Raw genomic sequence first — 23,005 nt, 5'->3', positions numbered from 1 at the left:
TCAGGTGACGAAAAACCTACTGACTCAACGACGAACCTGTTTGAGTGTCTCGGCAATCAAAAACGCCAGCTCCAGCGACTGATCGGCATTCATCCGTGGGTCGCAATGGGTGTGGTAACGGTCCGACAAACCGTCTTCGGTAATCGGCCGCGCACCGCCGATGCATTCGGTGACGTTCTGCCCGGTCATTTCGATATGGATGCCGCCGGCATAACTGCCTTCCGCTTCATGCACCTGGAAGAATTGTTTCACTTCATTAAGAATTTGCGCAAAGTCGCGGGTCTTGTAGCCGCTGCTGGCTTTGATGGTGTTGCCGTGCATCGGGTCGGAACTCCACAGCACTTTCTTGCCTTCGCCTTCCACCGCGCGGATCAGTTGGGGCAGATGGTCGCCAACCTTGTTCGCGCCCATGCGCACGATCAGGTTGAGGCGGCCGGGATCGTTATCCGGGTTGAGGATATCGATCAGGCGAATCAGTTCCTCGGTGTTCATGCTTGGGCCGACCTTGACCCCGATCGGGTTGTTCACCCCGCGTAGAAACTCGACGTGGGCGCCATCAAGTTGGCGCGTGCGGTCGCCGATCCAGAGCATGTGCGCCGAGCAGTCGTAGTAATCGTTGGTCAGGCTGTCGCGACGTACGAAGGCTTCTTCGTAGTTCAGCAGCAGCGCTTCGTGGGCGGTGAAGAAGCTGGTTTCGCGCAGTTGTGGTGAACTGTCCATGCCGCAGGCGCGCATGAAGGCCAGGGTTTCATCAATGCGATCGGCCAAGTGGCTGTACTTCTCGGCCAAGGCCGAGTTGGCGATGAAGTCCAGGTTCCATTTATGCACTTGATGCAGGTCGGCAAACCCGCCCTGGGCAAAGGCGCGCAGCAGGTTCAGGGTTGCAGTGGACTGATGGTAGGACTGCAGCAAACGATCCGGATCCGGTACGCGGCTCTTTTCGTCGAAACCGATGCCGTTGACGATGTCGCCACGGTAGGCCGGCAGGGTCACGCCGTTGATGGTTTCATCGTTGGAGGAGCGCGGTTTGGCGAATTGTCCGGCCATGCGACCGACTTTGACCACCGGGCAGCCCGCCGCGAAGGTCATGACAATCGCCATCTGCAACAGCACTTTAAACGTGTCACGGATTTTTGCCGCTGAGAACTCGGCAAAGCTTTCCGCGCAATCACCACCTTGCAGCAGAAATGCCCGACCCTGAGTCACCTCGGCAAACTGACGACGCAACTCCCGGGCCTCACCGGCAAACACCAACGGCGGATAACTGGCCAGGCTTTGCTCGACCTGCAACAAGTGCGCAGCGTCAGGGTAATGGGGTTGTTGCTGGATCGGCAGGGCGCGCCAGCTGTCAGGGCTCCAGGGTTGGCTCATCACGGACTCTAGTGTTTTACGGTCGGACAGCCATGTTATCAGCAATTAGTGCGTGACCTGTTCCCGTCGGTTCGCGGACAATCGCGCCTTTCCCGCTCGGCACTGAGCGGCTGGATTTATCGCGTTGCCGAGTTTGAGCCCGGTGGCGGTTAGGAGATGAGATGACTGAGGAGCGCGTCGAGCGCCTGCTCGCCGAGGTTCACGATGCCTTCGGCATGATTCGGGTGCTGGAAGTGGCGGATTACCGCTTTCTCGAATTTGGCGATGCCATCGAGCAGAGTTGTGTGTTCACTGCCGACCCAAGCTGGCTGGAGTACGACTACACCCGAGCCATGCTGATCGGTGCGCTGTGCCACGAAGCCCCGGAAAGCGCACTGTTTCTGGGCCTCGGCGCCGGTACGCTGACCCAGGCTTGCCTCAAGTTCCTGCCGCTGGAAGATGTCGAAGCTATCGAGCTACGCCCGGATGTTCCGCGCCTGGCCATCGAATACCTCGGTCTGGATGACGACCCGCGGCTGTATATCCGTGTCGGTGATGCCCTGGAGCTGCTCGACACTGCCGAGTCGGCGGATCTGATCTTTGTCGACCTCTATACCGACGTCGGACCGGGTGTCGGGCATCTGGCCTGGGGCTTTCTGGAAAACTGTCAGAAACGTCTGAATCCGGGTGGTTGGCTGGTGATCAATCAATGGGCCACCGATGACGGCAAGCCATTGGGCGCTGCTTTGCTGCGCGGTCTTTATCACCGGCATTATTGGGAGTTGCCGGTGAAGGAGGGCAACGTGATCTTGATTGTTCCCGCGGATCTCGATCAATCGTTGGATATGGACGGCCTGACCGCCCGGGCCGAAGCCTTGGCGCCGCGACTGGGTTATTCGTTGCAATCACTGATCAAGGTGATCCGCCCGGCTACTTAGTTGTCTGTAAGGCCGTCATCGCGAGCAAGCCCGCTCCGACATTAGACTTCAGTGTGTTCACAGTTTTGTGATCAATACAGATCCAGCGTGGGAGCGGGCTTGCTCGCGATGACGGTATGACTGCTGGCTCATCAGGCACAGATCTCAACAGCCTTTGAATACGCCAGGACGTTTTTCGACCATCGCTTGCAGACCTTCCTTCGCGTCCTCGCTGTTCAGCAGCTTCTTGACCAACGGCGGCAAACCTTGAGCGGCGGTAGTTTCACCTTCAAGGCGTGCCTGGCGGGCGGACATCAGGGTGGCCTGAACGCCCAATGGTGCTTGCCTGGCGATACGTTGGGCCAACTCCAGTGCGCGTGGCATAAGGTCCTCGCTGGCCATTACTTCCTGGACCAAGCCTAGCCGCAAGGCTTCATGAGCATCGAACTCATCGCCGGTCAGCAGCCAGCGCATGGCATTGCCCCAGCCTGCGATCTGATGCAGGCGCAAGGTGGCGCCACCAAAAGGGAAGATTCCGCGCTGGACTTCCATCTGGGCGAAGCGCGTATTGCTGGCGCACAGGTTGATATCGGCGGCCAGCATCAATTCGATACCGATGGTCAGGCAGTAGCCTTGTACGGCGACAATCACCGGTTTACTGACCCTGGGCCCTGCGAACACGCCCCATGGATCGCAGCCGCCGGTCGGTGCTTGCCAGCCCTCGGCCAGGGTGGCACCGACATTCGCCAGATCCAGCCCTGCGGTAAAATGTTCGCCGTGACCGAACACCACTGCTACCCGCGCCTCGGCGTTACGTTCGAACTCGCCATAGGCCAGGCTGAGTTCATTGAGCAGGTCGAGGTCGAAGGCATTGCGCTTGGCAACGCGATCCAGGCCGATCAACAGGATGTGACCACGCTGTTCACGGCTGACACGACTGGTGCTGAGTTGATTCATGGGACATATCCTTGGGCGGGAAAGGGCGTCTCAGACCGAAGGTCTCAGTCTAAAAGATGAACCGTTTAAGCGTCATAGCCAATAGGGCCGGGCCTTTGAAAAATAGACGCTTGGAGGATTATCTGCAAAGCCCGTGACAGAGAGGCGTACAGGCGCTTTTTCTTATAAAAATATCTCCCTTGTTTCAGTAATTCCGGTATAGTGCGCGCCGGCCTTTACCGGGCCACGTTTAGGTAATGCAATTCCCCCGAAGCCAGCTTCGGCTGCGTGTTCGCTCTGCGGACTATCCTTGACGATCCATTCATTCAAACGTTTTCGCAAATCCCCGCCGACAAAGCAGCCAGGGCGACTCTTGAGTCTTACACGGCATGCGCAGCTTTGGAGCATGGGTCTTTGCGGATGCACTAGAGGCAGACCCATGACCCAGGAAACCGGCGGCTTCGCCGCTTTTGAACTTCATCCAAATATTCTTGCAGCCGTCATCGCGACTGGCTATGAAGAGCCTTCGGCTATTCAGCAGCAATCGATCCCGATCATCATGGCCGGTCACGACATGATTGGTCAGGCGCAAACCGGTACGGGTAAAACCGCTGCGTTCGCCCTGCCGATCCTGCATTGCATCGATCCTGCCAAGCGCGAGCCGCAAGCTCTGATCCTGGCCCCGACCCGTGAGTTGGCGCTGCAAGTTGCAACCGCTTTCGAAACCTACGCCAAGCAAATGCCAGGTGTAACTGTTGTGGCTGTCTACGGCGGCGCGCCGATGGGCCCACAACTGAAAGCAATCCGTAATGGCGCACAGATCGTTGTCGCCACTCCGGGCCGTCTGTGCGACCACCTGCGTCGCGACGAAAAAGTCCTGGCTACCGTGAACCACCTGGTTCTCGACGAAGCGGACGAAATGCTCAAACTGGGCTTCATGGACGACCTGGAAGTTATCTTCAAGGCCATGCCTGCAACCCGTCAGACCGTATTGTTCTCGGCCACTCTGCCGCAGTCGATCCGTGCCATCGCTGAGCGCCATTTGCGCGATCCGAAACACGTGAAGATTCAGACCAAGACTCAGACCGTTACCGCGATCGAACAGGCTCACCTGTTGGTTCACGCTGACCAGAAGACCTCGGCTGTATTGAGCCTGCTGGAAGTGGAAGATTTCGACGCCCTGATCATGTTCGTGCGCACCAAGCAAGCGACCCTGGATCTGGCAAGCGCCCTTGAAGCCAAAGGCTACAAAGCCGCTGCGCTGAACGGTGACATTGCTCAGAACCAACGTGAGCGCGTGATCGAATCCCTCAAGGATGGCCGTCTGGATATCGTTGTGGCCACCGACGTTGCTGCTCGTGGTCTGGACGTTCCGCGTATCACCCACGTATTCAACGTTGACATGCCGTACGACCCAGAGTCCTACGTTCACCGTATCGGCCGTACTGGCCGTGCCGGTCGCGAAGGTCGTGCATTGCTGTTGGTGACTCCACGTGAGCGCCGCATGCTGCAAGTGATCGAGCGTGTGACTGGTCAGAAGGTTGCTGAAGTCCGCCTGCCGGATGCTCAGGCAGTTCTCGATGCTCGCATCAAGAAGCTGACCAACAGCCTGTCGCCGCTGGTTGCTGATGCCGAATCGACTCATGGCGATCTGCTGGATCGTCTGACCGCCGACATCGGTTGCACCCCGCGTGCCCTGGCTGCTGCTCTGCTGCGTAAGGCTACCAACGCTCAAGCGTTGACCCTGGCCGCTATCGAGCGCGAACGCCCACTGGTGCCGAACAATGCACCGCGTGGCGATCGTCCTGAGCGTTCCGGTGAGCGTTCCGGCGATCGTCCGGATCGTGGTGATCGTGAGCGTCGTGCTCCGGTTCCGCTGGCTGAAGGCCGTGCTCGTTGCCGTACCGCGCTGGGTGCGCGTGATGGTATCGCTGCCAAAAACCTGCTGGGCGCCATCCTTAACGAAGGTGGTCTGGCTCGTGAAGCTATCGGTCGCATCCAGGTGCGTGACAGCTTCAGTCTGGTCGAGTTGCCGGAAGATGGTCTGGAGCGTCTGCTGACCAAGCTGAAGGACACTCGCGTTGCCGGTAAGCAGCTGAAACTGCGTCGCTATCGCGAAGACTGATCCGCGCTGAGCTGATCATTCGAGCATAAAAAATCCCCGACTGGTTCGGGGATTTTTTTGTCTGCCAAAAGGCGACGCTCAACCAAATCGATAGATGTCCATCCCCAGTGCACCCATGGTGAAGCCTTGATGGGCGATGCTGAAATCGCCGCCAGCGCCACGGGCGAAATACAGTGGAAGCAAATGCTCGTCGCTGGGATGGCTGCGCACGGCATAGGGCGCTTGCTGGCGATAGTCATGCAGGGCGGCTTCGTCGTCAGCGGCGAGTTTGTCGATCACCCAGTCGCGAAACGCTTTGGCCCAAGGCTCTACGCTTTCCGGGCCGGCGTGCCAGTCCAGCTCGCGCAGGTTATGGGTGATGCTGCCGGAGCCGATCAGCAGTACACCTTGTTCACGCAGGCTGGCCAAGGCATGTCCGACGCGGGTTTGCAGGGCTGGCCCGAGATGGCTTGGAAGCGAGATCTGCACCACAGGAATATCGGCGTGTGGATACATCAGCGACAGCGGAACCCAAACACCATGATCGAACGGACGTTTGGCGTCGATGCGTGCGAGCAGGCCGTCGGCTTTTAGTAAGTCGACTACCTGCGCTGCCAGCTCTGGCTGACCGGGAGCCGGGTACTGAACTGCAAACAACGCGGGCGGAAAGCCGCCGAAGTCATGCCAGGTTTCCGGATGAGGGTTGGCATTGACCAGCAGTTCCTGGCTTTCCCAGTGGGCTGAAACCAGCACGATGGCTTTGGGTCTGGGCAACTCGGCGGCCAGGCGCGCCAGAGCCGGGCCGCTGGCACCGGGTTCCAGTGCAAGCATTGGTGAACCGTGGGAGATAAACAGGCTAGGGAGCATAAGAGTTTCCTGAGCGTTAAGATGACGTCATCTTCAGCCAGATCATCAATCTAAATCTAATATAAGTTTTAGTGCTTTTTGATCGAAATTTCAGGGTGATTTATGCAACCGGACTTTTGGCACAAACGTTGGGAGAGCAATCAGATCGGTTTTCATCAGGCCGAGGTAAACCCCTACTTACTGCGGCTGTGGCCTAAGTTGGGGTTGGCGGAAGGCTCGCGGGTGCTGGTGCCGTTGTGCGGGAAAAGTCTAGACCTTGTGTGGCTCGCCAGTTGTGGTCATCAGGTGCAGGGCATCGAGCTGTCGGAAAAGGCCGTGACGGATTTTTTCAGCGATCAGCAACTTGATCCGCAGATCAGCCAGCAGGGCGCTTTCACGGTCTATCAAGTGGGCTCGATAGAACTGTGGTGCGGGGATTTTTTTGCCTTGAGCGTTGAGGATGTAGCTGATTGCGTGGCGGTGTATGACCGGGCGGCGCTGATTGCCCTGCCGCCGGACATGCGCGAGCAATATGCCGCTCATCTGACCCGGATCTTGCCGTCGGGGTGTGAGGGTTTGCTGATCACTCTGGACTACGACCAGATGCAGATGACGGGGCCACCGTTTGCGGTGGTCGATGCTGAAACAAGAAGCCTGCTTGGCGAGCACTGGCAGCTTCGAGTCGAGGAGGAGCGAGATGTCCTCGGTGAGAGCTGGAAGTTCCTTCAGGGCGGTGTCACGCGCCTGGATGAGCGGGTTTATCGTCTACTAAAGAACTGACCCAGGTTGTAAGCGTTGGTGTGGTGGATTTCTCTGCCAACGCAAAAGGGCGACTTGCGTCGCCCCTTTGGGTACGTCAATGAAGGCTATCAGCCGCGACGACGCAGTGCGTCAATACGCTCTTCCAGGGGCGGGTGGCTCATGAACATGCGAGCCAGACCCTGTTTGACGCCGCCGTTGATGCCGAAAGCGTTCAAGGTGTCCGGCATGTGTACCGGCAGGCCTTGCTCAGAGCGCAGGCGCTGCAGGGCGCCGATCATTGCGCTGGTGCCGGCCAGGCGGGCGCCGGCTTCGTCTGCGCGGAATTCGCGTTTGCGCGAGAACCACATGACGATCGAGCTGGCCAGAAAGCCCAATACCAATTCGGCGAAGATGGTCGCCACGTAGTAGGCGATGCCCTGGCCTTCTTCGTTCTTGAAAATCACCTTGTCGACGAAGTTGCCGATGATTCGCGCGAAAAACATCACGAAGGTGTTCACCACACCTTGTACCAGGGCCAGCGTCACCATGTCGCCGTTGGCCACGTGGCCGATTTCGTGGGCCAGCACGGCTTTCACTTCATCCGGTGAAAAGCGCTCGAGCAGACCCTGGCTGACCGCGACCAGCGCGTCGTTTTTGTTCCAGCCTGTGGCAAAGGCGTTAGCCTCGTAGGCCGGGAAAATCCCGACTTCGGGCATCTTGATCCCGGCTTCGCGGGACAGTTGCTCGACGGTTTGCAGCAACCATTGTTCATGGCGAGTGCGCGGTTGGCTGATGATTTGGGTGCTGGTGCTCATCTTCGCCATCCACTTGGAGATGAACAGCGAGAACAAGGAACCTGCGAAACCAAAGACCGCACAGAAAACCAGCAGCTGATTGAGGTTGAGATCAACCCCGTTGGCCGCCATGAACCCGTTGAAGCCGAAAAGGCTCAGGGTGATGCTGGCAATCAGCACGACCGCCAGGTTAGTGGCCAAAAACAGCAAAATGCGCATCATGGTTGTAGAAATCTCCTCATGCTAAATATGTAGCTTACTGCGGGGTATATAAGGTGCGGCACCGGGCTATTCAACCAGGTGACTATTTCAAACTGTGTCTTACAGCCAGATTTTAGACGCTTGTAGGTTTTTTTTGACGTTGGTCGGGCATGGCTTTGACAGTTTTTTTGCGCTGCGGGTCCCGGCGCTGTTGGGTGCACTGACAAATCACGGAAGCAGCAAGGGCACAGGAGGGTATGTGTTTTACGGGAAACAGAGATGTGTTGCTGAATTAATCGCCGTGCGACTTTGCACGCGTCGCACGGCGTAAAAGCACTTACTGGCGATAGGATTTCAGGAAGTTCCCGATCCGACCAATCGCCTGGTCCAGATCATCCAGCCGCGGCAGGGTCACCACGCGAAAGTGGTCTGGCCATGGCCAGTTGAAGGCGGTGCCCTGAACCACCAGCAGCTTTTCCGAGAGCAGCAGGTCGAGAACGAATTTTTCATCATTGTGGATCGGGCAGATTTTCGGGTCGATCCGAGGGAAGGCATACAGCGCGCCCATCGGTTTGACGCAGCTGACGCCAGGAATGTCGTTGAGCAGTTCCCAGGTGCGGTTGCGCTGTTCCAGCAGACGGCCTGCCGGCAAGACCAGGTCATTGATACTCTGATAGCCACCGAGGGCAGTCTGGATCGCATGCTGGCTTGGCACGTTGGCACAAAGGCGCATATTGGCCAGTATGTCGATGCCTTCGATGTAGCTCTGGGCATTGTGTTTAGGGCCTGAAATGGCGACCCAGCCAGAACGGAAGCCCGCCACACGATAGGACTTGGACAGGCCGTTGAAGGTTAGGCAGAGCAGGTCAGGGGCCAGCGAAGCGGTGCAGATGTGCACGGCATCGTCGTAAAGAATCTTGTCGTAGATTTCGTCGGAGAACACCACCAGGTTGTGCTGGCGGGCCAGTTCAAGCATGCCCAACAGAACTTCTTTGGAATACACCGCGCCAGTCGGGTTGTTCGGGTTGATGATCACCATGGCCTTGGTGTTCGGAGTGATCTTGGCCTTGATGTCGGCCAGATCCGGCCACCAGTTGGCTTGCTCGTCGCACAGGTAGTGCACTGGATTGCCGCCGGCCAGGGACACTGCCGCAGTCCACAGCGGATAGTCGGGCGCCGGGATCAGCACTTCGTCACCGTTGTTGAGCAGAGCCTGCATCGACATCACGATCAGCTCGGAAACGCCGTTACCCAGATAAATGTCTTCAATGCCGACGCCTTCTACCTGCTTTTGCTGGTAGTACTGCATGACGGCCTTGCGGGCGCTGAACAGACCCTTGGAGTCGCTGTAGCCTTGCGCGGTCGGCAGGTTGCGGATGACGTCCTGGAGGATTTCGTCCGGTGCTTCGAAACCAAAGGGCGCCGGGTTGCCGATATTCAGCTTGAGGATGCGATGGCCTTCCTCTTCCAGGCGTTTGGCGTGCTTGAGCACCGGGCCGCGAATGTCATAACAGACGTTGGCGAGCTTGTTCGATTTGCTGACCTGCATGGCGATGTGTTCCTGAAAATGAACGATCCAGGCGGTGTATAAACTACCGTACTGGGAATTCTGCGTTCTCACACAGGCCTGTAACCGGCGTCGCAGCGTGAAAATCCGTTTGAATGCGCGTTACACGGCTGCCAGACTGGTGTTTAACGAGGCGCAATCATACGTGCCGTCTGATCCGTGGAAAAGATACAGATCAGGCTTTTTCAGCTGCAGAGGTAAGACGATGGAAAAGTTGGAAAAAACCCTTGATGAATGGCGCGATATGCTCGACCCGGAGCAGTATAACGTTTGCCGCCTCAAAGGCACCGAGCGACCGTTCTCGGGTAAGTACAACGACACCAAAATCGACGGTGTTTATCACTGCATTTGCTGCAATGAACCGTTGTTCGACTCCAAGGCCAAATTTGATTCTGGCTGCGGTTGGCCAAGCTTCTACGAACCTATCGGCGAAAGCGCGATGGTCGAGATCCGTGATGTGAGCCACGGCATGGTTCGTACCGAAGTGGTCTGCGCCAAGTGTGATGCGCATTTGGGGCATGTGTTTCCTGATGGTCCGCCACCGACCGGGCTGCGCTACTGCATCAACTCGGTGTGCCTGGATCTCGTTCCGCGAGCTTGATCGGGCCCGTAGGCGTACACCCGTGATATCCCGGTTGTACGCTTCCCTCGTAGGAGCTGCCGCAGCCTGCGATCTTTTTCTCGGACTCACTTGAGTCTCGAGCGAAGATCAAAAGATCGCAGGCTTGCCAGCTCCTACACCGATTGAGTGCACCCGTGAAATCCCGGGTGTAGACCATTCTAGGGAATGCCGCTCTTAGTGCTTATAATTAAATTGCATACAATTCAATTGCTCGCTATGTTTGTCCTTCATTTCCGTTTCAGGAGTCTGGGCCATGACCGACAATCTGCTGAGTATCCCTTGCACCACCATCAAAGGTGAGCAAAAGACCCTGGCCGACTTTGCTGGCAAAGCCGTTCTAGTGGTCAACACTGCGAGCAAGTGCGGTTTCACGCCGCAATACAAAGGTCTGGAGGAGCTTTGGCAGAGTTACAAGGACCAGGGTTTGGTGGTGCTCGGCTTTCCGTGTAACCAGTTCGGCAAACAAGAGCCAGGCAATGAAGGGGCCATTTCCGAGTTTTGCGAGTTGAATTTTGGTGTCAGCTTCCCGCTGTTCAAGAAGATCGACGTCAATGGCAGCGATGCGCATCCGTTGTTCGTGCAGTTGAAGAAACGCGCGCCTGGTCTGCTCGGCTCTCAAGGCATCAAGTGGAACTTCACCAAGTTCCTGATCGGCAAGGACGGCCAGGTCGTCAAACGTTTTGCTCCGGCGACCAAGCCACAGGATCTGACGGGTGAGATTGAAGCGTTGCTGAAATGAATGAGCTGTCAGCCGATTCGCTCAAGCTCGACAGCCAACTGTGCTTCAAACTGTACGCTGCTTCCCGGGCAGTCATTCGCGCCTACAAGCCGATGCTCGACCAGTTGGGGCTGACCTACCCGCAATATCTGGCAATGCTGGTGTTGTGGGAATGGCAGGATTCGCCGCCCGAGCAGCCGACGGTGAAAGCCCTTGGCGAACGGTTGGCTCTGGACTCCGGGACGCTCACGCCGTTGCTCAAGCGTCTTGAACAGATGGCGTTGGTGCAGCGCCAGCGCTCGGTCCGGGATGAGCGCGAAGTGCACTTGAGCCTGTCCGCAGGTGGATCGGCCCTGCGTGAACAAGTCGTGCCGCTCAAGGTACGTTTGTTGTGCGACAGCGGTGTCGATCTGGATCGTTTGAGCGAACTGCGTAGCGGTCTGGACCAACTGTTGGGGCAGATCAAAGCACTGTCGTAGTGGGTACCCACAGTTCGAGCAGTGCAGCCAGCTCTTCGCGCCGGAATGGTTTAGCCAGATAGTCGCTCATTCCGGCCGCGCGGCAGCGTTCTCGCTCCTCGGGCATGGCGTTGGCGGTCAGTGCAACGATCGGCAGGTCAGGCCAGCGACCACTGCGGCGAATCTGCCGGCTGGCTTCATAACCGTCCATGACCGGCATGTTGCAGTCCATTAACACCATGTCGAAGCTGCTGTGTTCGAGTAGATCAAGGGCCTCGGCCCCATGTGCTGCCACGGTCACTTCGCAGCCAAGTTTGCTGAGCATTCCTTTTGCCACGAGCTGGTTGACCGGGTTGTCCTCCACCAACAGGATGCGTGCCCGCCGCTGGGGCGACAGGGTTTCAAACTGTGCGTCGTTGATAGTGGTGCTCTCCGACTGCAGGGCTCGTCGCAGAGTTTGATACAGCGCGTTGCGTGCCAGCGGTCGAGCCTGCTGCTGTAAGGGTGCCAGGGCGCTGGCTTCTTCGGTGGGCAAAAAACTGCCGTACGCGGTCACCAGCAGAATCTGCGCCTGGATGGCGGGACGTATCCCAAACAGGCATTCCGGGCAGTCGGTGATCAACAGATCGGGTGTGAGCCCGATCAGCGAGTCATCGATGCTGCGTCGTTGATAGCCCAGTCCCCAGCCGGTCAGCAAACTGCTCAGCAGTTCGGCCAGACCACTGCCAGCGGCGGTGATGGCGATGATGCTCCCTTGCAGTGGCACCGGAGCGGCAGCAGGGGTATGGCAGGGCAACGGCAGATCGGCACAGAACTGGCTGCCGAACCCCGCCTCTGAACTGATGGTCAGGCGGCCCTGCATGGCCTCGCACAGGTTGTAGGTCAGGGCGAGACCCAGACCTGTACCGCCGAACTGTCGGGTGATGCCGGCTCCTGCCTGGGTGAAGGGCTGGAAAATTTTAACCTGGGCGTCCTGCGCGATACCGATGCCGGTATCGCAGACCTCGATTCTCACACCGTCTTCATGAGTGCTAAGGCGTACATCGACGCGGCCGAAACGGGTGAACTTCAGGGCGTTGGACAAGAGGTTGCTGACGATCTGTCGTACACGTGTCGGATCGCCCAGCACCAATGTCGGAAACTGTGGGTCGATCAGGCAGGCCAGTTCAACGCTCGGTGCGGCGTTCTGCGACAGCAGGTTAGCCGTGTCCTCGACCAACACGCCGAGGTCGAAGGGGATGTGTTCAAGCTCCAGTTGACCGGCATCGAACTTCGACAGGTCGAGAATATCGTTGAGCAACTCCACCAAAACCTTGCCGGAGTCGTGGGCAATCGACAGTTGCTGCTGTTGTTCGGCATTCATCGGGCTGTCCAGAGACAGGGCGATCATCCCCAGCAAACCGTTGAGCGGAGTGCGAATTTCATGACTCATATTGGCCAGAAAAGTTGAGCGTGCCTCAGCCATGTCGAGTGCCGTGCTGCGGGCGATTTCGAGCTCTTCGTTGGATTGGCTCAACCGGCTGTTGATCGCTTTCAGTTCGGTGGTGCGGGCAGAGACAATGTTCTCCAGCTGCGCGAGGTAATCGGTTAAACGGTTCTCGGCATTGCGTCGCTGCTCAATCTCGGTGGCCATGTTTTCGAATTGCTGGTTGGCGACTTTGACCAGTACGCCGATTTCATCGTTTTCATGGCCCTGTGGAAAATCCAGTCGCGCCTGGTCGGCGCTTCGAGGGTCACTGCCGCTGAGTTCGCGGATAACCCGAACCAAGGGCTTGGTCAGCATGACGTAGAAGAGCGCCAGGAGAATTCCGGTCAAGATCAGACTGCGGGCGAAGCCGTTGAGCAGTGTCACCTCGGCCCTGCGCAGAAAGCGGCTGCCGTATGCGTAGGTATCAACCTCCAAATGCAAGGTGCCGAGATTTTCGTCGGGCAGGTGATCGAGATAAAGCCGGTCTTTAAATTGTCGATTGGCACCGAAGAGAAAATCGCTGATCAGCCGGTATCCGCTTTGCATCCCGGGGCGCTTTACGCTGGCAAGGGTCGTGTTGTTGTTATCGATCAGTTGTGCGCTGATGACCGCGGGAGAGCGGAGCAGGCCAAGGGTTAGCTCTTGGGCGAGTTCGGCATCGATGTTGTAGGCGATCCGCGAGGCAGGGTTATGGCTGATTTCCAGAAGCGAGAGTATTTCCCGGTTGATGGAGGCGTCTTCGCTGGCATAATCGATGCCTATTTGCAGCAGGCTGAGCAGCGTTCCGAGAATGAAACCGACCAGCACAGTGAGCCTGGCTTGTTTATAAGACAGGCGGTTGGTGAACTTAATATCCATGGGGGGCTGAACCAATTCCGTTTCCCTTCGCTGATCAAGCATAGCTGATCAGTAGTGATTTTCGGCAAGCGCTGTTATCAGTCTGCCATTCAGCTGTGGAACCGGCGCTTGATGCTGTGTTTACCATCATTACTGTGAACGTCCCTGAGGAGAAGTCGTGGATTCCCGATTGAATGCTTTTCTTGAACGCGCTGATGCGGTTCTGGCTCGTTTGGAGCCTTTGTTGCCCGCGCCGCGACAAACTATCGACTGGACTCAGTGTCTGGCCGCCCGCTGGCAGCGCGAAGGGCGCAGTGGTTTTCTGTTGCCGCTAGAGGTCAGCCTGGACATGCGTTTGTCCGATCTGATCGGGGTGGATAAACAGTGTGAGCAGTTGGGTCGCAATACCCAGCAGTTCCTGGATGGCATGCCGGCAAATCACGCATTGCTTTGGGGCTCGCGTGGGACGGGTAAATCTTCGTTGATTCGGGCCTTGCTGGCTGAGCACGCCAAGGCCGGTTTACGTTTGATCGAGATTGAGCGCGATCACCTGGCGGATTTGCCACGGGTGGTCGAGCAATTACAGAAGCTGCCGCAGCGATTCGTTTTGTTTTGTGATGATTTGTCGTTCGAGGCAGGAGAGGGCGACTATCGCGTCCTCAAGAGTGTACTAGACGGTTCACTGGAACAGGCTCCGGACAACGTCCTGTTGTATGCGACTTCTAACCGCCGACACTTGGTCCCGGAGAAGCAGAGCGATAACGAGAACTGGAAGATGGTCGATGGTGAACTCCATCCCAACGAAGCGGTGGAAGACAAGATTGCTCTGTCGGACCGTTTTGGCCTGTGGTTGTCTTTTTATCCTTTCACCCAAGAACACTTTCTCAATGTGGTCGAGCATTGGATCGGCGAGCTGGCGGGTAAATCCGGTCTTGAGTGGCAGCGCACTGATGAGCTTGAGATTCTGGCGGTCCGCTGGGCGACTGGACGGGGTAATCGCAACGGGCGATGCGCGTATCAATTTGCGCGGTATTGGGTAGGACTGAAGTTGTTGGAGCAAAAAGCATGATCGATCTGCAGAAAAGTGGCGAAGGCCTTGATGGTTATGCACTGTTGCGTGCGCAGCTGGAGTCGTTGCTGGCGGATGAACGTGACTTCATTGCCAACGCCGCGCAGTTCTCGGCCTTTCTATTCAACCAGCTGGATGACCTGAACTGGGCCGGATTCTACCTCAATCGCAATGAGGAACTGGTGCTTGGTCCGTTCCAGGGCCAGATCGCTTGCGTGCGAATTCCGTTCGGGCGCGGTGTGTGCGGGGCTGCCGCTGCGACCCTGCAAACCCAACGGGTCGAGGATGTGCATGCGTTTGCCGGGCATATTGCCTGCGACAGTGCGTCGAATAGTGAACTGGTGGTGCCGCTGGTCAAAGACGGTCGGTTGATCGGTGTACTGGATCTGGACAGCCCGAAGCTGGCGCGCTTTACGGAGCAGGATCAGGCGGGCATTGAGCAGTTGGCGTCGATTTTCCTGCGTTTGAGCGACTGCTGATCAAACGCTTAGCCCGGCTTTGCTGAGCAGGCTGTCAGGGTCTACCGCATCGATCTGTTGTGGCTGAAGAAATCTATTGGCGTACTGCAGGTAGATTTCATCGTGAATGAACAGCCCGAACAACTCGGGATCGATATGGGCATCGCGACACATAGTTGCCATGATGCCCAGTGCTTCACTCAAGGTCTTGGCCTTTCTGCCGATCAGGTATTTGTTTTATCCTCAACTTTCTAGTCTGGGAGTCAGTACAGTGTGCTGCTGGATTTGTCTCAGCAGAGCTCGTTCCAACTCCCGCATTGAGTGCTCCAGGGCTTTCCTGCAAGCGTTGATTTTCTCTGTGTCGGCGTCTTCGATACAGGATTGCTCAAGTGCTTCGCAATGATCGGTCAGCGAAAAGGCCTGGACCATTCGAGCCGCGCCCTTGATCTTGTGCGCAATATCGATCAGCGATTGCCTCTCACTCTCATGCTGCAGTGTGAGCAGTTCTTGTAGGTCCTGACGGGTGCTATTCAGGAGTTCAGTGAGTAAGCGTTGAACGAGGTGTGGATCCCCTCCGGTCATTAAGTGCAAGGCGTCGAGATTGAAGGCGTTGTTGAAGGGCAGTGGCTTGAGTTCTGCCAATCGTTGACTCAATGCGGTAAGGCTGGTGGGTTTGAACAGGCAATCGTTCATCCCGGCCTGTTTGCAGCGATCTTTTTCCTCCTGTTGGGCGTTGGCGGTGAACCCAAGAATTGTGCAAGGGAGTAACTGCTGCTGCCGTTCGTTCTGACGGATGGCGCGGGTGAGTTCATAGCCATTCATGACGGGCATGTTGCAGTCTGCGATCACCAGATCGAATTGCCCCTCTTCCCAGGCCCGTAAGCCCGCAGCGCCTTGCTGAGCCGCCGTATAGTGATGACCAAGGAATCCAAGTTGCTGGCACATGAGCAAACGGTTTGCCGGGTGATCGTCGACCACCAGGACGTTTAATACGGCACAAGCGGCAGGAAGAATTGGAGTGGGCTCATCTACAATCAAATTGGGCGGCAGGCAGGCCAGCTTCAACGAAACATGAACTTGAGTACCCATCCTGGCCTGGCTGGTTAAACTCAAACGCCCCCCCATCATTTCACACAAATTGCGGCTGATGACCAGGCCTAGACCCGCACCACTCCTGGCCAGATGACTGGGGCTATCGGCCTGAGCAAAGGGTTCGAACAGGCATTGCTGGTCATTTTTGCTAATACCAATCCCCGTGTCCTGAACCTGCAACTCCATTTGAATCTGTTGTGGTTCTTCGGTGGGTTGTATGTCGACCCAGATTTTGACTTGGCCGTGTTCGGTAAATTTGATCGCGTTGCTGACCAGGTTGGTCAGTATCTGCTTGAAACGCAGAGGATCAATCAGTACATCGGTATCCTGCACATTCGAATTGAATTCCAGTAGCAGGCTGAGGTCTTTCTGCCGGGCCAGTCCGTCGAAGACCCGAATCACTGATTCGATGATATTGCGCAAGTTGACTCGCTCAGGGGTAAGGCTTAGGTGGCCTGACTCTATTCGGGCGATATCGAGAATATCGCCGATCAGTTCCAGCAGATCCTTTGCCGAGCTGTACGCTACTTCAATGGCCGGGCGATCAAGGTGACCCTGGTCAGCACGTTTCAAGGTTAACTCGAGCATGCCGATCACCGCATTCATCGGTGTGCGAATTTCATGACTCATGGTCGCCAGGAATGTACTTTTAGCGCCATTTGCCTCATCAGCCTGTTCTTTAGCGGTCCTTAGTTCATCGAACAGTTGGCGGCGTTCGCTGATGTCGATCCAGCCACCAATGATGCCCTGCACCTCTCCCGTCGAGTCACGGTAGGGAAGAACCCAATGGTAGATTGTCAGTTTTCGCTCACCGATGTGCAGCGGGCGATCGAGGAGCAAAGGAATGCCTTCGGCCAGCACACGCTGATAATCAGCCTGGTATTCGCGGGCTTCAAACTCGTTGCTCAACCCCCCTTGCATAACGGTTTTGCCGATGACGTCTTCTCGTTTGGCACAAAAGGCTTCCAGATAGCTGTCGTTGCAGCTTTGTAGAAGTCCATTCCGATCACGGACGTAAATGGGATGCGGTGTTCCGTTAACCAAGGCTCGCATGAATTCAAACTGATCATTGAGCGCACGCTCGGCCATTTGTCGCTGTTTGATTTGTCGGCGCATATAGGCATTCCAGGCCAGGGAAATCAGCAACAGCAGGCCGATACCTATGACGACTTGGTAAAACAGGTGGTGATAGTTGCGCCAGTAACTGTTCGGGGTCTGCGTATAACCACGCCAGCGACTGTTGATGATTCCAAGTTCTTCCGGCGCGATGCTCAAAAGTGCTTTGTCGATGATGGCGTTCAGTTCCGTTGCGCTTCGTGCTGTAGCCAGTGAGAAGGCGGCTTGCCGGGTTCCGATAGTGGCGCTGATCTGGAGTTTATTTTGGAACACCTGAGATGAGATGAAATAGTTAGCGATCACCAGTGGATTCACCGCGCCCTCGACCTGGCCCTGGGCGAGTAGCTCCGTAGCTCGGAAGGTGTCGCTGGTCTCAACTAAACGGACGAGCGGATGTTCATTGCGCAAAAACTCCACCAACGGATTGCCTTGGGTGATCGCCAGGCGTTTGCCTTGAAGTTGCTCAAGACTACCGACGCCTGCGGTACCCTTTTGAGTCAGCAGTACAAATGAGTTTTTCAGGTAGGGGCGACTAAAGTTGAGTTTAGTCTTGCGTTCATCGCTGGGCAGGATGGCGGCAATAATGTCGGCTTTGTTCTCTTCGATCCGGCTGATCATTTCGCTGACGCTGTGGCTGCGTTGAATCTCGAAACGCAAGCCGGTGCGAAGCCTGATCAGTTCAAGCAGGTCCGAGGTGATGCCGCGCAAGTTGTTATCGGAGTCGAAGAAGGTTAACGGGGCGGAGGTCTCGTTCACGACGACGCGAACTATTGGATGTTGTGTCAGCCACCGCTCTTCTCGAGAGGTCAGTTGCAGCTTGTGATCAGTGAGAAGGATGTCGCTTCCGGCGCTCCAGCGTTTGGCGATATTTTCTCGTTCGCCGGTTGGAACGGCCTTGAGGGTAGCGTTGATGATACTGAGCAGGACGTGGTCGTCTTTACGCACCGCAAAGCTGAAGCCATTGGCTTCGTGTTTGCCAAAGCTGGCCATCTGGATATTTTTCAGATAGCCCTTGTTGATCATGTAGTGAGTCGAGATGGTATCGCCGAGGAAGACATCTGCCTGATCAAAGGCAACGGCGTTGATCGCATTCTGATAGGAGGGGAAGGAGGTGATGATGGCCTTGGGGTATAGCGCCTTTACTTCATCCTGCGGCAGGTAGTGATACACCATACTCAGGCGCATGTTCTCGAGGCCATCGGTCAGCGACCGGTGTTCTCTTTCCCGAGTCACCAGAACCGGTTGGTCCACGGCATAGGGTGTTGAAAGCAAGAGGTTCGGATTACCCGCCTCAAAGCCGTTAGCGGTGCCGAGCAGGTCGACGTATCCCTTCTCGAGCGCTTCTATGACAGCCTCCCTTGAGGCGAAACGTTGCACCCTGATGGGTAGGGCCAGGGTTTTGGCGAGGATGCCTGCGTAATCTGCCGTGAGCCCTTCATAGTCATGACCGCTGGTGGTCAAATCAAATGGGGGGTAATCCGGAGCGGACGTGCCCAGGACCAGTTCGCGCTTGTTTTGGATCCACTGCAATTGTGTTCTGTCCAGTTGGACTTCCAAGTGGCCGGTGCCTGAGCGACTGAGCAGCGTGTAGTTCTCAATGCCGTTTTGTGCCGCGGACACCGAGGTGCTCAGGCAAAAACTTGCGCTCAATAATATTAAATAGGCCTTTAAATGCCAGGGCATCCTGTTTTTCACACTAGCGCGTTACGTTTTGCTATCTCGATAAGTTCTACCAGAGATTTGGCTTTGAGTTTTTGCATGAGTCTTTTTTTGTAAGTGCTGACCGTCTTGTTGCTAAGAAACATTCCCTTGGCAATTTCTTTGTTTGTACGGCCTTGAGCAAATAGTTGCAGTACCATGAGTTCTCGATCGTTGACTGATTTAAACAGGTCCAGTTCAGCCCGTAACTCGCCCTCCCTTCGCGCAGGGGTCAATGCCTGACTCGGGAAGTAGTTGTAATCGGAGAGAACTGCTTTGATGGCACTTAGCAGTTCGCTCAAATCATCCTGCTTGCAGACATAGCCGGAGGCTCCGGACTGCATGCAGCGGGTGGCAAAAAGGGAGGGTGATTGTGCCGTTAGAATCAGCGTTTTCAAGGACGGATTCATTGCTTTGAAGCGGGAGAGAACTTCCAGGCCGTCGAGTTTAGGGATACTGATGTCGAGGATGATCAGGTCCGGCATACATTCCCGGACCATTTGCATAGCATCAACTCCGTTATCAGCTTCACCGACAACTTTATAGTTTTCATGCTCTAGCAATATACGGATTGCAAGGCGAGTAACAGGGTGGTCGTCGACAATAAAAACTGTATTCATAATAAGATTCCATGCGAGCGTAAATAAAGTGCGCACCTTAGCTCAGATGGGCGCGCACACGCATGAACTGACTGGTCTGCTGGTGCAATATAGGATAAGTCCTACATAAGATAGGGCGATGGATTACGCCTGAGCAAAGAGTGGTGGGGTAGCGGCTAAGTTAGAGTTGATATGTAAGTGGAAGTGAATTCAAATAAGGTGTTTTTCACTGATTGTTCGTAAATATTCCTACTCGCGGTCTAGCTAAATTCTTAACCTCGCGGGTCGATACGTGTTGTTGGTTTGCTCTTGATGGGCTTTTGTAGGAGGTAGGGCAGTTTGCCCGATGCAGATGAGTTGTGGTGATGAGACGCATTGCGACGCAGTTGCTTTTTAAAAAGAGCGAGGGCAGAAGCGATGTTTCAGTCAGTTAAGAGCGTGGTTCGCTTTTTATTATTGCAGAGACCAATAGCGTTTTCAGTTCCCAGTGGTTGAGCGGTTTGGTCAAATAGCCGAGTAGTGGCAGGCCGCGTTCACTCGCTTGGTTTTTCAGCTCGTTCAGCTCATTCAGGGTGAGGCTACTCAAAATGATGGCTCTTTGTATAAAACCTTGACGGCTTGCGAGGTCAATCAGTTCAAGGCCCTGAAGGTCTGGCAGGCATTGGTCACAGAGGAGAATTTCGAATGGCATTTCTGCCTGTTGCATAAGCCTCAATGCGCTTTCGGCATTGTGGGCAGGGGTCAGCTGGTGGAAGCCGTAACTTTTCAGTAGATATTGGGTTGCTGTCAGCTGAAATGGATGGTCCTCCACAAGCAGGATGCGCAAGTCATGTTTGAACATATCGTTTTCCATGCAGAAGAGCTTACCCAGGTCGAGTTCAAAGGCCGGGCTGTGCTTCGCCAGCGTCTGGATTACTTAATTGACTGTTCAGAGGAGGATGCAGTCGGTTCGTTATGTCGGAGAGGGCGATTATTCCGCGAATACACGGATCAGTTCGATCAGCTTGCTCGACACGCAGTGTAGGAGGAGTCTCCGGGTGCTGATATGTGCCCGTAGTTTGAGAGGTTTCGATCAGCCGCTGAGGGAGATTCTGACACGGCTGACCGATAAATTTCATTGTGGGCTGGAGCGTCCGGTCATCTCTCGCGCCATCTCGCTGGCGTAACTGTCTGTCATGCCGGCGATGAAATCGATCATGCGCAGGAAGGAGGTATGCAGCGACCAGCTCGGGTCGGGGGCATTGTTACCCAACAGGTCGAGGATGCGACGGTTTTTGAAGGATGGCGTACGACCGCCATGCTGTTCCAGGGCCGCACCGCAGAAGGCATTCAGCAGAATCTCCAACGTGGTGTAAGCCCCGATTTCATGCAACGTCTTGCGCTTGTCCTGGAAGATTTTTTTGCGTGCCATGTCTTTGGCATTCAACACACAACGCTTGGCTGGCCCGTGCATATGCTCGACGAGGTCACCATGGAGCGTGCCGGCCAACAGTGCATCCTGTTGTTCAACAAATGCTCTTGCGGCGGCATTGGTCAGGTGCTCGATTGCTTTGCCGCGCAGGATCGCGAGCTTGCGCCGACGGGAATCTTGCGGTCCGAGTTGGCGATAGGTCTCCGGTAGATCATCACCGACCAGCCCAAGCAACAGGGACTCTACTTCGGCATATTCCAGAAGCTCCATTTCCAGACCATCCTCAAGGTCGATCAAGGCGTAGCAGATGTCATCGGCAGCCTCCATCAGGTAGACCAGAGGATGACGAGCCCAGCGTTGTTCCTCAAGTTGAGGCAGGCCGAGTTTATGGGCAATCTGCTCCAGCAGCGGCAGCTCACTCTGATAGCAACCGAACTTGTGCTTCTTGTAGCCCAGTGAGTCCGCATGGCGGGCGGTCCACGGATACTTCAGGTAGGTGCCGAGTGTCGCGTACGTCAGCCGCGTACCGCCGTCGAACTGGTGGTACTCCAGCTGGGTGAGCACTCGAAAACCTTGAGCGTTACCTTCGAAGTTCAGGAAGTCATTGCGCTCGGCATCGCTCATGTCATCAAGCCAGCCGCGGCCTGCTGCTTGCTGGAACCAATGGCGGATCGCATCTTCGCCCGAGTGACCAAAAGGCGGGTTACCGATGTCGTGAGCCAGGCAGGCGGATTGCACCACCATGCCCAGATCGCTGGGTTCGCACCAGTCGGGCAGGGCGCTGCGGATCGTTTCTCCGACGCGCATGCCCAGTGAACGACCGACGCAGCTGACTTCCAGGGAGTGGGTCAGACGTGTATGGATATGATCGTTACTGGAAACCGGGTGTACCTGAGTCTTGCGGCCCAAGCGGCGAAAGGCGCCGGAGAAGATGATTCGGTCGTGGTCTTTATGGAAAGGGCTGCGGCCGAGTTCTTCCGGGCTGTGCAACGGCTTTCCGAGTCGTTCGCGGGTAAGCAGGGTTTGCCAATCCAAGGCTGGTTCTCTCCGTCAAGTGACTGATGAGCTAGCTTCCCGGTTCGCGCACCTCGCTGCAAGTGGAACTACAACCGCGCAGCGTCAATATCAATAGCAGTGCCCGTCGATCACGGAGCCTCCTTTGTAAGGTCTTGTTGGGATCGTGCCTCGGCTGTCGGGTGGACAGACAGGACCAGACCCCTCGATAAAGAGGTCCGATCCATGAGCTTGGCGAGAATGCAGCCAGATGCCGGCTGACTAGTTCTTGCGGGAGGAGCCTTGCATCACTAGCGTGATCAGCGGCAACAGACTGGTGCCGAGTTTGATTAGCCGAGTGAGGTTGCTGACGCCACCACCCTTGGCTCCTTTACCGGTCAGAAACCCCAGCAAGGTCACTGCGGCAACGCCCCAGAGCGGTGCGTGCTTGATGCCGAAGCCGTCCTGCAAGTTTTGTGTCATCGCGCGCGCGCGCTGCAATGGTTGCAATAGGTTCTGGGACTCATGGCGGATTTCCTGACGGTGCATTTCCATGCGCAGCCGGATCAAGGCCTTGCGCATCTCGCGCCGAGAGCTGGCTTGGGGTATCTCAGTCAGGCTCATGGCAGCAGACGCTCCCTGTCGTTGGCCAATTCTTCAAGGGTAGCGCTGAAGGGTGATGACTCGTCGAAGATGGCTGCTTTCAAACGCAGGGCGCAAAACAGCGCGGCGAGCGTATAGAAGACGCAGAGGCCAATGATCCCGGCCAGGCGATAGGTGTCCCAGAGCAGAATCAGCACCAGTGCCGAGAGCCCGACCAATAGCAGCAAGGCAAAAACCAGTGCCAGCCCGGCGAAAAGCACCAGGCTTACGGTCCGTGATTTTTGCTCTTGTAACTCGATGCCGAACAACTCGACATGACTGTGCAACAAACCCAGGAACGCGGCACCCAGGCGCCGCGATGAGGAGCTTGGGCCCGTTTCGGACGAGCTGGATTCGCCGATAGCCAT

At 56.2% G+C, this 23,005-nt stretch carries 20 protein-coding genes and 1 pseudogene; 8 read left to right on the top strand and 13 right to left on the bottom strand.

The features are described from left to right. Positions 1–24: 24 nt before the first annotated feature. Positions 25–1,371, bottom strand: coding sequence for a class II 3-deoxy-7-phosphoheptulonate synthase (locus ACZYSM_RS10490; protein WP_489071419.1), 1,347 nt, complete (start codon positions 1,369–1,371; stop codon positions 25–27). Positions 1,372–1,532: 161 nt separating this feature from the next. On the opposite strand from ACZYSM_RS10490, the gene ACZYSM_RS10485 reads away from it, so the two are divergent. Next, positions 1,533–2,288, top strand: coding sequence for a spermidine synthase (locus tag ACZYSM_RS10485; protein WP_489071418.1), 756 nt, complete (start codon positions 1,533–1,535; stop codon positions 2,286–2,288). A 144-nt stretch (positions 2,289–2,432) separates the two neighbouring features. Here ACZYSM_RS10485 and ACZYSM_RS10480 read toward each other — a convergent pair whose 3' ends face one another. Beyond that, positions 2,433–3,224: a crotonase/enoyl-CoA hydratase family protein gene (locus tag ACZYSM_RS10480; RefSeq protein ID WP_489071417.1), complete on the bottom strand. Its 792-nt coding sequence runs from the start codon at positions 3,222–3,224 to the stop codon at positions 2,433–2,435. Positions 3,225–3,642: 418 nt separating this feature from the next. Between ACZYSM_RS10480 and ACZYSM_RS10475 the strand changes: the two genes are divergently transcribed. After that, the gene (locus ACZYSM_RS10475) at positions 3,643–5,328 is read left to right on the top strand and encodes a DEAD/DEAH box helicase (RefSeq protein WP_489071416.1); all 1,686 of its coding nucleotides are present in this window, start codon (positions 3,643–3,645) and stop codon (positions 5,326–5,328) included. A 78-nt stretch (positions 5,329–5,406) separates the two neighbouring features. Here the strand turns inward: ACZYSM_RS10475 and ACZYSM_RS10470 are convergent, their stop codons facing one another. After that, positions 5,407–6,174 carry a DODA-type extradiol aromatic ring-opening family dioxygenase gene (locus ACZYSM_RS10470; RefSeq protein ID WP_489071415.1) on the bottom strand — a complete coding sequence of 256 codons (768 nt, stop codon included), beginning with the start codon at positions 6,172–6,174 and terminating at the stop codon, positions 5,407–5,409. Positions 6,175–6,276: 102 nt separating this feature from the next. Between ACZYSM_RS10470 and ACZYSM_RS10465 the strand changes: the two genes are divergently transcribed. Further along, positions 6,277–6,933, top strand: a complete 657-nt coding sequence (locus ACZYSM_RS10465; RefSeq protein ID WP_489071414.1) for a thiopurine S-methyltransferase — start codon at positions 6,277–6,279, stop codon at positions 6,931–6,933. Positions 6,934–7,022: 89 nt separating this feature from the next. On the opposite strand, the gene htpX is transcribed toward ACZYSM_RS10465, so the two are convergent. Further along, positions 7,023–7,910, bottom strand: coding sequence for a protease HtpX (htpX, locus tag ACZYSM_RS10460; protein ID WP_489071412.1), 888 nt, complete (start codon positions 7,908–7,910; stop codon positions 7,023–7,025). A 316-nt stretch (positions 7,911–8,226) separates the two neighbouring features. After that, positions 8,227–9,438, bottom strand: a complete 1,212-nt coding sequence (locus tag ACZYSM_RS10455) for a pyridoxal phosphate-dependent aminotransferase (protein ID WP_489071410.1) — start codon at positions 9,436–9,438, stop codon at positions 8,227–8,229. Positions 9,439–9,661: 223 nt separating this feature from the next. Between ACZYSM_RS10455 and msrB the strand changes: the two genes are divergently transcribed. The 3 genes from msrB (at position 9,662) to ACZYSM_RS10440 (ending at position 11,275) form a co-directional block, all read left to right on the top strand. Continuing rightward, positions 9,662–10,057: a peptide-methionine (R)-S-oxide reductase MsrB gene (gene msrB / locus ACZYSM_RS10450; RefSeq protein ID WP_489071408.1), complete on the top strand. Its 396-nt coding sequence runs from the start codon at positions 9,662–9,664 to the stop codon at positions 10,055–10,057. Positions 10,058–10,331: 274 nt separating this feature from the next. Beyond that, complete coding sequence (locus ACZYSM_RS10445; RefSeq protein ID WP_489071406.1) at positions 10,332–10,817, top strand: glutathione peroxidase; 486 nt, start codon at positions 10,332–10,334, stop codon at positions 10,815–10,817. Beyond that, complete coding sequence (locus tag ACZYSM_RS10440) at positions 10,814–11,275, top strand: MarR family winged helix-turn-helix transcriptional regulator (RefSeq protein WP_489071404.1); 462 nt, start codon at positions 10,814–10,816, stop codon at positions 11,273–11,275. Before ACZYSM_RS10445 ends, ACZYSM_RS10440 begins: the two co-directional genes overlap by 4 nt. Here ACZYSM_RS10440 and ACZYSM_RS10435 read toward each other — a convergent pair. Continuing rightward, a complete protein-coding gene (locus ACZYSM_RS10435) occupies positions 11,259–13,580 on the bottom strand; it encodes a hybrid sensor histidine kinase/response regulator (RefSeq protein ID WP_489071402.1) in 2,322 nt (773 codons plus the stop codon). The two genes, ACZYSM_RS10440 and ACZYSM_RS10435, sit on opposite strands and share 17 nt — an antisense overlap. A 157-nt stretch (positions 13,581–13,737) precedes the next feature. Between ACZYSM_RS10435 and ACZYSM_RS10430 the strand changes: the two genes are divergently transcribed. Both ACZYSM_RS10430 and ACZYSM_RS10425 read left to right on the top strand, forming a co-directional pair. After that, complete coding sequence (locus ACZYSM_RS10430; RefSeq protein WP_489071400.1) at positions 13,738–14,628, top strand: ATP-binding protein; 891 nt, start codon at positions 13,738–13,740, stop codon at positions 14,626–14,628. Continuing rightward, on the top strand, positions 14,625–15,107 hold the full coding sequence (locus ACZYSM_RS10425; protein ID WP_489071398.1) for a GAF domain-containing protein: 483 nt from the start codon (positions 14,625–14,627) through the stop codon (positions 15,105–15,107). The genes ACZYSM_RS10430 and ACZYSM_RS10425 overlap by 4 nt, the downstream gene beginning before the upstream one ends. Here ACZYSM_RS10425 and ACZYSM_RS10420 read toward each other — a convergent pair. The 7 genes and pseudogenes from ACZYSM_RS10420 to ACZYSM_RS10390 all read right to left on the bottom strand — a co-directional run. Further along, positions 15,108–15,305, bottom strand: a pseudogene (locus ACZYSM_RS10420) (hypothetical protein); the annotation flags it as partial. It lies immediately after the preceding gene. 24 nt (positions 15,306–15,329) lie between these two features. Further along, on the bottom strand, positions 15,330–18,977 hold the full coding sequence (locus ACZYSM_RS10415) for a transporter substrate-binding domain-containing protein (protein WP_489071396.1): 3,648 nt from the start codon (positions 18,975–18,977) through the stop codon (positions 15,330–15,332). A gap of 8 nt (positions 18,978–18,985) precedes the next feature. Beyond that, positions 18,986–19,612 carry a response regulator gene (locus ACZYSM_RS10410; protein WP_489071394.1) on the bottom strand — a complete coding sequence of 209 codons (627 nt, stop codon included), beginning with the start codon at positions 19,610–19,612 and terminating at the stop codon, positions 18,986–18,988. A 409-nt stretch (positions 19,613–20,021) separates the two neighbouring features. Then, the gene (locus ACZYSM_RS10405) at positions 20,022–20,432 is read right to left on the bottom strand and encodes a response regulator (RefSeq protein ID WP_489071392.1); all 411 of its coding nucleotides are present in this window, start codon (positions 20,430–20,432) and stop codon (positions 20,022–20,024) included. 273 nt (positions 20,433–20,705) lie between these two features. Beyond that, complete coding sequence (locus ACZYSM_RS10400) at positions 20,706–22,037, bottom strand: deoxyguanosinetriphosphate triphosphohydrolase (protein ID WP_489071390.1); 1,332 nt, start codon at positions 22,035–22,037, stop codon at positions 20,706–20,708. A gap of 240 nt (positions 22,038–22,277) precedes the next feature. Beyond that, the gene (locus ACZYSM_RS10395) at positions 22,278–22,619 is read right to left on the bottom strand and encodes a hypothetical protein (RefSeq protein ID WP_489071389.1); all 342 of its coding nucleotides are present in this window, start codon (positions 22,617–22,619) and stop codon (positions 22,278–22,280) included. Beyond that, positions 22,616–23,005: a phage holin family protein gene (locus tag ACZYSM_RS10390; RefSeq protein WP_489071387.1), complete on the bottom strand. Its 390-nt coding sequence runs from the start codon at positions 23,003–23,005 to the stop codon at positions 22,616–22,618. Before ACZYSM_RS10390 ends, ACZYSM_RS10395 begins: the two co-directional genes overlap by 4 nt.

The sequence above is a fragment of the Pseudomonas sp. F220 genome, assembly GCF_057813935.1.
The sequence above is the reverse complement of the archived record's forward strand: the minus strand, read 5'-3'. Positions and strand labels throughout refer to the sequence as shown.